The organism is Kitasatospora sp. MY 5-36 (assembly GCF_001182915.1).
Classification (GTDB): Bacteria; Actinomycetota; Actinomycetes; order Streptomycetales; family Streptomycetaceae; genus Kitasatospora.
In genome coordinates this window covers 1-10,169 of record NZ_LFVW01000425.1, presented here as the reverse complement: position 1 = coordinate 10,169, position 10,169 = coordinate 1, and the positions used below count along the sequence as shown (strand labels likewise).

The following is a 10,169-nucleotide window of genomic DNA, read 5'->3' as shown; positions in this document are numbered from 1 at the left end:
GAAGGACAGGTCGAAGTAGGGCACCACGTCGGCGTTGCCGGCACCGAGGGTGAGGGCGGCGGCCACCCGGGTCCAGCGCGGCCCGCCGCGATCGGCCCACACCACGCAGCCGCACCCCGCGACCACCAGGACCAGAATCCCCACCAGAACCGCACCGACCATCACGGCCACCCGCCTTTCCCTCGACGCCCTACTGCCTGGTAGGACGTGCGGACCGTCCCACCCGGTTCGGCCACGAGGCCGGACGCTGTGCCAGGATGCGGGGTGCCGAACGGCCCAGGTCACCGTACCGGTCGTACGGGAACCGTACCGACCAGCACCACCCGCCACCCACCCGTCAGCCGTACCCCGAGGAGTCACCGTGGCCACTGCCCGGTTCGCCACCCTGCACACCACGGCGGGCCCGATCCGCCTGGAGCTGTTCCCGTTCCACGCGCCGAAGACGGTCCGCAACTTCGCCGAACTCGCCGAGGGCACCCGGGAGTACACCGACCCGCGCACCGGCGAGCCGGGCCAGGGCCCGTACTACGACGGCACGCTGTTCCACCGGGTGATCAAGGGCTTCATGATCCAGGGCGGCGACCCGACCGGCACCGGCACCGGCGGCCCGGGCTACGCCTTCGCGGACGAGTTCCACCCGGAGCTGTTCTTCACCAAGCCGTACCTGCTCGCGATGGCCAACGCCGGCCCGGGCACCAACGGCTCGCAGTTCTTCATCACGGTGGGCACCCCCGCCCACCTCAACCGCAAGCACACCATCTTCGGCCAGGTCGCCGACGCCGCCTCCAAGGCCGTGGTCGACGCGATCGCCGCCGCCCCGACCGAGGACGAGCGCCCGGTCGAGGACGTGGTGATCACCTCCGTGGAGATCGAGCAGTCCTGACCCGCCGCCCGTCGGCCGGTACTCCTCCTGCCCCCGCCCGGGACACGGGCGGGGGAGCCGCGCCGCACGTCCGGGGGCGTCGGCCCTCCCGTCCGGCTGGCGGAAACGCGAAGCCGCCGCCCGGCGCGGTGCGCGGGCGGCGGCCGTGGAGCGGGCGCGGTGTCAGGAGCAGCTGCTGAACGTCGCGCTGGTGTTGGCGATGTAGAGGGTGGCGCCGGCGGTGGGGTCGGAGCTGAGCGGGACGGTGACGGTGTCCTCGGCGGTCCACGGGATGCCGTGGGCGTCGAAGGTCCAGGTGCCGGTGACCTTGCGGGCGAGCTCGGCGAGCGTCACCCAGCCGTACTGCTGCTGCGGGACGGTGACGGTGACGGAGTTGTTGACGCTGCGCGAGCCGCTCCAGACGTTCTGGAAGCTGATGCCGGTCTTGACCGAGGCCTTGAACACTCCTTCGGCGCCGCCGCCGATGTCGCTGCCCAGCTCGGTGCCGATGGTGTTGGACCAGCCGCTGGTGTCGGTGACCGCGAAGGACTGCTGGACGGTGCTGCTGGTGTTGTTGAACCAGATCGCGGAGGCGCACACCCGCGGCAGCGGCGCGGCGGGGGCCTCGCTCTTCGTGGCCCAGGAGCAGGCGGAGATGTTCTTCTGGCACTGCTTGGCGGCGTGGTCGACGGCCAGGTTGCGGGCGGCCTGGGCGAAGCCGGTGGACCACTGCTGGTTGGCGGTGCCGTTGCAGGCGTACTGGTCGGTCCAGGCATCGTCGTAGTTGCCGCCGAGCAGCAGGTCCAGGCAGGTGTTGTCACCGGCGTGGCGGATCATGAACGCGTCGCCGCCGCCGGGCGCGGGCTGGAGGAACCAGCGCTGGCTGGCCTGCCCGGCACAGCTCTGCTGGCGCAGCGCCGGGGTGAAGAAGGCCAGGTCGATGCACTTGCCGGTGTCGTTGTTGACGATGGTGAAGGTGTAGTCCGAGGGGTCGACGTTCAGCCGCCAGGACTGGTGGTAGCCGGGGGCGGAGTTGGTGACGATGTAGGCGCCGTCGCCCATGTTGCCGTTCTGGACGTCGAGTTGGCGCCCGTTGCTGAGCGACTTGATGGTCAGGCACTGCTGCGGCGAGGCGCAGGCGGCGAGCGGGGCGGACGGCGCGGGCGCGGCGGCGCGGGCGGGGGCGGCGGCCAGGCCCAGGGCGGCGCAACAGGTCACCAGGAGGGCCGCGAGCAGGCGCAGCCAGGGCGCGGTGCGGCCGGGGGTCAGGGTGGGCAAGGGGTGTCCTTTCGTCGGGGGAGAGGGTGGGGAGAGGAGGTCAGAGGTCAGGAGGCGGCGGCGAAGGCCGCCTCCAGGCGCGGGACGTAGTCCACGAGGTCCTGCGCCCAGCAGCCCGCGGTGTGGCCGCCGTGGCAGTCGGTGCCCCAGCCGGTGCCGTCGCCGTAGTCGGTGAAGCGGTACGGCAGGCCGAGCGCGTCCAGGCGCTGCTTGAGGCGCTTGGCGGTGCCCTCGGCCCAGAACTCCATGTCGCCGGGGCTGTTGTTGCCGTTGCCGGTGTAGACGGCGATGCCGGTGTGGTCGAGCACGGCGGCGCGCGCGACGGGGTCGGCGGCGTTCCAGCGCCAGTCGGCGTTGAACACCGGGTACGGGCTGCCGAAGATCGCGTCGCTGGAGACGGTGGGGCCGAAGTCCAGGCCGCAGGGGTGGCCGTCGCTGGGGCCGCAGAGCACGGTGCCGGCGTTGACCAGGGTGGCGACCACGGCACCGCGGATGATCATCTCGTCGGTGGACAGGTCGTTGGCGCCGGACATGGTGAGGACCTGGCCGAACAGGTCGGGGCGGTCCTGGGCGTAGTGCAGGGCGCCGAAACCGCCCATGGACAGCCCGCCGACGGCCCGGTGGGCGCGGTCGGTGCGGGTGCGCAGGTTGGCGTCGACGAACGGGAGGACCTGGGTGAGGTGGAAGGTCTCCCAGTTCTGCGCGCCGGCGGCGGTGCCCTGGTCGAGCCAGTCGGCGTACCAGCCGCGCAGGCCGCCGTCCGGGATGACGGTGATCATCGACTGGGCGGCGGTCAGCGCGGGGTAGGCCAGCGCCGGGTCGCTCGGGTTGTCCGAGGCGCCGTGCAGGAAGTACAGCACCGGGTAGCGCTTGTCCGGCCGGGACGCGTAGTCGGCGGGCAGCAGGATGCGGATGGTGTGCGGCCCGGCGACCTGCGGGGTGGTGACGGTGATGACGAAGTTGGTGGCGCTGCCGGTGGCGGCGCCGACCTGGGTGAGGCCGAAGCCGTCGGTCAGCGGGGGCGGCGCGTCGGCCCCTGCCCCGGCCCGTACGGAGGCGGTTGCCGAGGCGGACGCGGGTGCGGCGGGTGCGGCGAGCGGGAGCAGGCAGGCGGCCAGGGCGGCGAGAACCGCGCGGGCGCGCCGGAGCCGGGCAGGGGGCATGGGCGTCCTCGGCCTTCCGTCGTGTCTTCCGTCGTGTGACTGATCGCCGTCAACTCTTGCCAGGGGCCCCGCCCGGACGCCAGAGCCCCCGGTGGCGCACCTGGGCCACCGGCGCATGTGCGCCGCCGCTGCGGGTAGGCTCCCCCGGCTCCGCCCGGGGCGGGTACGGGGGGCGGAGCACACCGTGACATTGGGGGGTGTCGTGCACGACGTACTGGAACCGGACTCCGAACGCGGCCGCGTCTACCACTGCCTGGTCGGCCGGCCGCGCGCCCGCGTACCCGAACTGGCGCGGGAGGCGGGCCTGGACGAGGAGGCCGTCCTCGCCGTGCTCCGCGACCTCGCCGACGAGGGCGTCGCGGTGGCCTTCGACACCACCGACAGCGCCGACGACCGCGACCACGCCTGGGAGGCGCTGCCGCCCGCCCGGGTGGTCGAGGCGGTGCTGCAGCACGACGCGCTGCGCCAGGCCGCCGCCCGCCGGGCCGGCGCCGAACTGGAACGGCTCTACCGCTTCGCCCGCCGCGACACCGGCAGCTACGGCGCGCTGGAGGTCGTCGACGACCCGGCCGAGGTGCTGGCCGCCAGCCACCGCCTCCAACTGGCCGCCCGTCACCAGGTGCGGGTCATCGACGTGCCGCCGTACTCCGGCAGCCGCGCCCACTACCTCGACCAGGAGGTGCTGCAACGCCGCCGGATGGCCGCGGGCGTCGTCTACCGCGCCATCTACCAGGGGTGCGCGTTCCAGGACCCGGTGGCCGGGCCCAACATGGCCCGGATGATCGAGGCGGGCGAGCAGGCGCGGACACTGGACGAGCCGCCGCTCAAACTCGCCATCGGGGACGACGACCTGGCCATCGTCACGCTGCGCGCCGACGACGGGCCGGGCGTCGTCTCGCTGCTGATCCGGCCGTCCGGGCTGCTGAACGCGCTGAGCGCGGTCTTCGAGACGCTGTGGCGCCTGGCCGTACCCGCCTCCATGGCCGGCGTCGACCCGCGCATCGACGAACGCGACCGGCGGATCCTCACGTTGATGGCCGGCGGAGCGACGGACGACGCGATCGCCCGCCGGCTGGGGCTGGGACGGCGCACGGTGGTGCGGCGGGTCTCCACCCTGCTGGCGCACTTGGGCGCCACCACCCGTTTCCAGGCGGGGGTGCAGGCCGCGCGGAGGGGGTGGCTGTAGGCGGGGCGTCGGCCTGACGTCTGACGCGGTGCGTCGGCGCGGAGGGGAGCGAGAAGTCGGATCGGCCGACTTCTCGCGGTGGGCGGCGACGCGGCCGTCGTCGAAGTGGAGCGGGGAGTGGACGGGCCGGTGCTGAGGCGGCGGTTCGGGCCGGGGGCCGGCCGGGTCTCAGTGCCGGACGTGGTCGATCACGTGGGCTGCTGGGTGGGGTTGGCCCAGCTGATGCGGATCTCGCGGTCGCCGGCGGGGATGACGAGGACGGGTTCGTCGGCGAGGTCGCGGATGATGTCGCGCCGGGCACAGGGGCCGGTGAGGCGGCGCTCCAGGGCGTAGTGCTGGAAGCGGGACATCGGGCGGTAGCGGACCGAGTCCCAGAGCCGGCGCAGGAGGTCGTCGCTGAGGGTGTGGACGGCGGGCGGCTGGTGGTCCGGGATCTCCATGAGGACGTCGTGATCGGCCCTCACGCGGCCACCTCCGACCAGACGATCTTGCCGGTGTGCTCGCGCGGGGAGCAACCCGTGCGGGTGGAGAGGGACTTGACGAGGTGGAGGCCGCGTCCGGCCTCGCCGTCGAGGGTGAGGGCGCGCAGGACCGGTTCGCGGTTCCGCCGGGCGTCGTGCACCTCGATGCGGAGGCGGGCGGGGTCGAGGTCGAGGGCGAGGTAGATGCGGTGGCCGGGCGGCGTCCCGTGGACGAGGGCGTTGGTGACGAGCTCCGAGACGATCAGGAGCCCGGAGTCGCGGTACGGCTCACCGGCGGGGGTGGAGGCGAGGAGCGAGGCGAGGAGGGAGCGCCCCTCGCTGGGGGAGCGGCGGCTGCGCGGCAGCCAGGTGGTGGAGGAGTGGCAGGACATGGCGAATCCACCTTCCAGACGCGGAGTTTGAAGCCATGCGGAAGTCGGGCGGAGGCATGGGGATGCCCGGCGGTAGGTCAGTCATGGTCACTCAGGAGACCTGAATCGCTACTCCCGGTAGCATGCTCTGCGATGGCTTCATTGCGCAAGCGCACTCCCGCGCAATTGCGTGGGATCGCAAGAGTCTTGTGATCACCGAGGGAGGTGGCAGACTGTGACCCGACGTCAACCAAGAGGGAGCGACGAGCGTGGACAGTCCAACCGTGCTGCGCCGTAGGCTCGGCTCCGAGCTGCGACGATTGCGCGAACGGACCGGGCGTCAGGCCAAGTCCGTTGCGGACGAGCTCGGCTTCAGCGCAACCAAGGTGTCGCGGATCGAGTCGGGTCAGACGACTCTGAAGGAATCAGACATTCGCGCGATGCTCGAACTGTACGGCGTCAGCGACGAGGCCGAGTTGCGGCAGTTCATCTCGCTGACCCGCCGCAGCACGCAGCGCGGCTGGTGGCACGACTACGCGGACACCCTGCCGGACTGGTTTCAGACCTACGTGGGCCTTGAGGCCGACGCCGCGCGGATTCGCTCGTACGAGACGGAGTTGATTCCGGGGCTCTTCCAGACTCCCGAATACTCCCGCGCGATCTTCCGCGCTTCCCTGGTGGGGCAGGACGGCGACATAGAGGGCGCTGTCGATCGCCGGTCGCAACTCAGGCTGCAACGGCAGGAAGTCCTCCACCGGACGGACCCGCCCGTCATCCACGCGGTTCTCAACGAAGTGGCGCTGAGTCGGCCCATCGGCGGCCCCGGGGTGATGCGCGACCAGATCCTGCATCTCCTGAAGCTTGTCGAGCGACCGAACCTCTCCGTCCGGGTGCTGCCGCTCAGCGCTGGCGCGCACGCCGCGATGAGCATGTCGTTCCGCATCCTGTCGTTCTCGGACGTGCCCGGTCACCTCGTCTACGTCGAAGCGCTGACCAGCAGCCTCTATCTGGAGAGGGAAGCTGATATCGCGCGGCACGAGTTCGTTTTCGACCGGCTGACCGAGATGGCAATGAGCCCGCAGGAGTCCGCTACCTGGATGGCTCGGCTACTGAAGGAGAACTATCGCAATGAGAGCTGACCTGGCATGGCGTAAGAGCAGCTACAGCGGCGGCGAAGGCGGCGATTGCATCGAGGTCGCCAGCGGGCTTCTGGACTCCATCCCCGTCCGCGACAGCAAGGACCCCCACGGCCCGGCTCTCGCTTTCACCGCTGAGGCGTGGCAATCCTTCGTTGCGGGCGTCCAGGCGGGCGACTTTCCGGCCGGTTCCTGAAGCGTTTCTTGCCGGGCGGCCCTGCGGAGCACGCAGGGCCGCCCGGTCTGCCTGGTGCAGTGGGCTTCTGTCTTGCTCGTTCAAGCTCTTGCTGACTGGGGGACGTACGGCACATGGGAGATCGAGTCCAGCGGGCCGTCTGGCGTAAGAGCACCTACAGCAACGGGCAAGGAGATTGCATAGAGGTGGCCGATGGCGTCGCTGGTGTTGTCCCGGTGCGGGACAGCAAGGACCCTCACGGGCTGGCCCTCGCTTTCACCGCTGAGGCGTGGCGGTCCTTCGTCGCGGGCGTTCAGGCGGGCGACTTCTCGGCCGGCCCCTGAATCGCCTTTGCCTGGATGTGTGCCGGATCTTCATCTTGCCCGCTCAAGGGCATCTTCTGGTGGGAACGGTGCAGAGGAGGTACGGCATATGAGAGATCGATTTCACCAGGCTGTCTGGCGTAAGAGCACCTACAGCAATGGCGACGGCGACTGCCTTGAGGTGGCCGATGGCGTCGCTGGTGTTGTTCCGGTGCGGGACAGCAAGGATCCTCACGGCCCGGTCCTCGGTTTCGCTCCGGAGGCGTGGCGGTCCTTCGTCGCGGGTGTCCGGGTGGCCCTGCGGAGCACGCAGGGCCGCCCGGTCTGCTTGATGCGCTAGGCCAACGTGAGGGCCCTCGGAGCGCCTCGGCCTCGCAGCGGGGGGCGGGCGGAAAACCTGAAGCCTCCACGCCTCCTCGTGACTACTGTGCTGCCGGGTAGGCCGCCCCGACCGCTGGAGGCTGATTCGTGCTGACCGATTCGCACCCGCCGTAGGTACCTCTGGAGAGCCCGGAGGGCCCTACGGAGGCCCCTGATGTCCCGAACCGTCCGCACGACTCCCCGACAACTCCGCGTCCAAGAAGGCGCATCGCACTCCATGTCCTTGTACGACCTGCGCTACACCCGCGCCGAACTGGCCCGGGCCGCCCGCGAAGGTCGCCGCCCCGCCCCCAAGAAGACGCGCCGCCGGATCACCTCCTGGCAGTGGCAGGTGCTCGACTGCAGGACGGGGTACTTCTCCACTGAGATCGCCAGGGCCGAAGGCCGGGCCCGCCTTCAGGGCCGGCTCGACGCCCAGCGGATCCGCGGACTGCACCGCGCCGGCCACGACCTCGCCGGCGCGGACATCCCCCCGGTCCACCACCGCCACGACGCACTCTGGCACGCCTGGTAGACGCGCGAAGTCCCCCTGCCTCCTTGCAGGGTGGCCCTGCGGAGCGCGCAGGGCCACCCGACCGGCCTGATGTGCTGGGCTCCGTCCAGCTCGTTCAAGCTCCTTCTGGCCGGGGGACGTACGGCACATGAGAGATCGAGTCCAGCGGGCCGTCTGGCGCAAGAGCACCCACAGCAACGGGCAAGGGAATTGCATAGAGGTGGCCGATGGCATCGTGGGCGTTGTTCCGGTCCGGGACAGCAAGGACCCCCACGGCCCGGCTCTCACCTTCGCCCCCGAGGCGTGGCGGTCCTTCGTCGCCGGTGTCCGGGCGGGTGAGTTCCCGGCCGGTTCCTGAAGTGTCTCTTGCCGGGCGGCCCTGCGGGGTGCGCAGGGCCGCCCGGTCCGCTGTGGTGTGCAGTCGTGGGTCGGCCGTCGTTCCCGCCACCGGCGCGGGCCCCCGGTGTGTGGGGGAGGGAGGTGTCACCGGCATCTCGGTTGGGGATCAACTCGTCCGTGCTAGCGCTGCCTTGACGTTCCCGCGCCTACCATCGAGCCGTGCTGAAGCGATGGGGGAGCCAGGTGCGCCGGCGTCCGGTGCTGGGGGCGGTTGCCGTCGCGATCGTCTGGCAGGCGGTGATCGTGGTGGTGGCGAAGGTGCTGCCGCCGTTGGAGCCAGGGTGGTTCCCGCAGTTGGGGCCGACCGTGGTCAACCTGGCGGGCGCGGCGGTGGTGCTGGTGCTGCTCCGGGCCTGGGGGCTGCTGGCGACCGGCGGGGTGACGGGCCTCGGGGTGATGGCGCGCTGGCCGGTGCTGCTGCCACTGGTGGTGGTGGCGGGGCTGGCGGCGCTGCCCGGGATCGAGGGCGGCACGGCGACCCTGGTGGGCGGGGGGGTGCTGATGCTCGCCATCGGGGTCAGTGAGGAACTGAGCAGCCGGGCGCTGGTGTTGGAGGTCGCGCGGCCGCTCGGCCCGGTGCGCGCGGTGGTGCTGACGGCGGTGCTGTTCGGGGTCGGGCACCTCGGCAACTGGCTGTTCTTCGGCGCGCCCCTGGGCAACACGCTGTGGCAGGTCCTGGAGGCCGGCGCGTTCGGCTTCTGCCTGTGCGGGGCGCGCCTGTTCATCGGGAGCGTCTGGCCGCTGGTGCTGGTGCACGCGCTGTCCGACTACCTGGAGATCTACTCGCCGGGGAAGACGGCCGACTGGCTGCAGGCACTGGGCCTGGCCGTCGACCTGGGGCTCGGGATCGGGCTGCTCCTGCTGCTCCGGGCCCGTACGGCTCCCGCTCCGGCCGCTTCCTGAAGCGCTCATCCGCCCCCGGGGACGCGAGCGATTCGTTCAAGACGCGGCCCCAACCGCCCGACCACACTGGCCGGATGACACCGACCGACGCCTTCACCCCCGCCGCCGGGCGCCTCGCCCTCGGGCTCTACGACCCGATCGTCTCGCTCACCCGCGAACGCCTGTGGCGCAGCCTGCTCGCCATGCACGCCGCCCCGCGCCCCGGTGACGTCATCGTCGACGTCGGCTGCGGCACCGGGTCCTTCGCCGTCCTGCTGGGCCGCGCCGAACCGCAGGCCACCGTCGTCGGCGTCGACCCCGACCCCGCCGTGCTGCGCCTGGCCCGCCGCAAGGCCGCCGCGGCCGGCGTCGAACCCGACTTCCGCACCGGCATGGGTGACGCGGTGGACGAGGTCGTCGGCGCCGGGACCGCCGACACCGTCGTCTCCAGCCTCGTCCTGCACCAGTGCCCCGTCCCGATGAAGCAGGCCGTCCTCGCCGCCATGCACCGCACGCTGCGCCCCGGCGGGAAGCTGGTGATCGCCGACTACGGGCGGCAGCGCACGGCGGCCATGCGGCTGGCCTTCCGGATCGTCCAGTTCGCCGACGGCAAGGAGGACACCCAGCCGAACGCCGACGGCATCCTGCCCCGGCTGATCGCCGAGGCCGGCTTCGAGGGGGTACGCGAGGTGGACACCGTCGCGACGGTGACCGGCTCGATGTCCTTCTACACCGCGCGCCGTCCGGCCTGAACCGCCGTTCCGCGTAGGGCGGGCAGCACCTGCGAGGGTGTCAGACCCGTCAACTCCCGCATCCACCGGGTGAGATGGGCCTGGTCGGCGAACCCGCCCGCGAGCGCCGCCTGTGCCAGGGAGTACCCCTCGCCGAGGGCCAGTGCCGCCCGGGACAGCCGCTGCCAGCTGCGCCAGCGCGCCAGCGGCACCCCCAGCTGCCGTCGGGCCAGGGCCCGCAGACGCTGCGGGGACAGTCCGACGCGCGCGGCCAGGCCCTCCAGCGGCTCCCGGCCGTCGGCGGCCAGTGCCGCCATCGCCGCGCGCA

Annotated in this window: 15 protein-coding genes; 10 read left to right on the top strand and 5 right to left on the bottom strand. The window is 71.9% G+C overall.

Translation table 11 applies throughout. The annotated features are described in order from the left end of the window. Positions 1-361 precede the first annotated feature (361 nt). Complete coding sequence (locus AE652_RS25420; protein WP_049655493.1) at positions 362-883, top strand: peptidylprolyl isomerase; 522 nt, start codon at positions 362-364, stop codon at positions 881-883. Between the two features lie 162 nt (positions 884-1,045). On the opposite strand, the gene AE652_RS25415 is transcribed toward AE652_RS25420, so the two are convergent. Beyond that, entirely contained in the window at positions 1,046-2,140 is a 1,095-nt protein-coding gene (locus tag AE652_RS25415) for an RICIN domain-containing protein (RefSeq protein ID WP_049655491.1), read from the bottom strand. Positions 2,141-2,187: 47 nt separating this feature from the next. Beyond that, on the bottom strand, positions 2,188-3,303 hold the full coding sequence (locus tag AE652_RS25410) for an alpha/beta hydrolase family protein (protein WP_049655489.1): 1,116 nt from the start codon (positions 3,301-3,303) through the stop codon (positions 2,188-2,190). 184 nt (positions 3,304-3,487) lie between these two features. Here AE652_RS25410 and AE652_RS25405 point away from each other — a divergent pair, with 184 nt between their 5' ends. After that, positions 3,488-4,489, top strand: a complete 1,002-nt coding sequence (locus AE652_RS25405; RefSeq protein ID WP_159028558.1) for a helix-turn-helix transcriptional regulator — start codon at positions 3,488-3,490, stop codon at positions 4,487-4,489. A gap of 188 nt (positions 4,490-4,677) precedes the next feature. On the opposite strand, the gene AE652_RS25400 is transcribed toward AE652_RS25405, so the two are convergent. Both AE652_RS25400 and AE652_RS25395 read right to left on the bottom strand, forming a co-directional pair. Beyond that, positions 4,678-4,953 carry a hypothetical protein gene (locus AE652_RS25400; RefSeq protein ID WP_159028557.1) on the bottom strand — a complete coding sequence of 92 codons (276 nt, stop codon included), beginning with the start codon at positions 4,951-4,953 and terminating at the stop codon, positions 4,678-4,680. Then, the gene (locus AE652_RS25395) at positions 4,950-5,342 is read right to left on the bottom strand and encodes an ATP-binding protein (protein WP_053112240.1); all 393 of its coding nucleotides are present in this window, start codon (positions 5,340-5,342) and stop codon (positions 4,950-4,952) included. Before AE652_RS25395 ends, AE652_RS25400 begins: the two co-directional genes overlap by 4 nt. A gap of 248 nt (positions 5,343-5,590) precedes the next feature. Here AE652_RS25395 and AE652_RS25390 point away from each other — a divergent pair, with 248 nt between their 5' ends. The 8 genes from AE652_RS25390 to AE652_RS25355 all read left to right on the top strand — a co-directional run bounded on the left by AE652_RS25390 (position 5,591) and on the right by AE652_RS25355 (position 9,862). Then, complete coding sequence (locus AE652_RS25390; RefSeq protein WP_049655485.1) at positions 5,591-6,460, top strand: helix-turn-helix transcriptional regulator; 870 nt, start codon at positions 5,591-5,593, stop codon at positions 6,458-6,460. After that, positions 6,450-6,653, top strand: coding sequence for a DUF397 domain-containing protein (locus AE652_RS25385; RefSeq protein WP_049655483.1), 204 nt, complete (start codon positions 6,450-6,452; stop codon positions 6,651-6,653). Before AE652_RS25390 ends, AE652_RS25385 begins: the two co-directional genes overlap by 11 nt. 113 nt (positions 6,654-6,766) lie before the next feature. Then, on the top strand, positions 6,767-6,976 hold the full coding sequence (locus AE652_RS25380) for a DUF397 domain-containing protein (RefSeq protein ID WP_049655479.1): 210 nt from the start codon (positions 6,767-6,769) through the stop codon (positions 6,974-6,976). An 88-nt stretch (positions 6,977-7,064) separates the two neighbouring features. Then, positions 7,065-7,295, top strand: coding sequence for a DUF397 domain-containing protein (locus AE652_RS25375; protein ID WP_049655477.1), 231 nt, complete (start codon positions 7,065-7,067; stop codon positions 7,293-7,295). 258 nt (positions 7,296-7,553) lie between these two features. After that, the gene (locus tag AE652_RS25370; protein ID WP_049655475.1) at positions 7,554-7,850 is read left to right on the top strand and encodes a hypothetical protein; all 297 of its coding nucleotides are present in this window, start codon (positions 7,554-7,556) and stop codon (positions 7,848-7,850) included. Positions 7,851-7,977: 127 nt separating this feature from the next. Next, positions 7,978-8,187, top strand: a complete 210-nt coding sequence (locus AE652_RS25365) for a DUF397 domain-containing protein (protein WP_049655472.1) — start codon at positions 7,978-7,980, stop codon at positions 8,185-8,187. A 200-nt stretch (positions 8,188-8,387) separates the two neighbouring features. Beyond that, positions 8,388-9,131, top strand: a complete 744-nt coding sequence (locus AE652_RS25360; protein WP_159028556.1) for a CPBP family intramembrane glutamic endopeptidase — start codon at positions 8,388-8,390, stop codon at positions 9,129-9,131. Between the two features lie 74 nt (positions 9,132-9,205). After that, complete coding sequence (locus AE652_RS25355; protein WP_049655471.1) at positions 9,206-9,862, top strand: class I SAM-dependent methyltransferase; 657 nt, start codon at positions 9,206-9,208, stop codon at positions 9,860-9,862. Here AE652_RS25355 and AE652_RS25350 read toward each other — a convergent pair. Continuing rightward, on the bottom strand, positions 9,838-10,169 hold a 332-nt coding region (locus tag AE652_RS25350; protein ID WP_049655469.1), incomplete at its 5' end, for a helix-turn-helix domain-containing protein. The genes AE652_RS25355 and AE652_RS25350 overlap by 25 nt on opposite strands.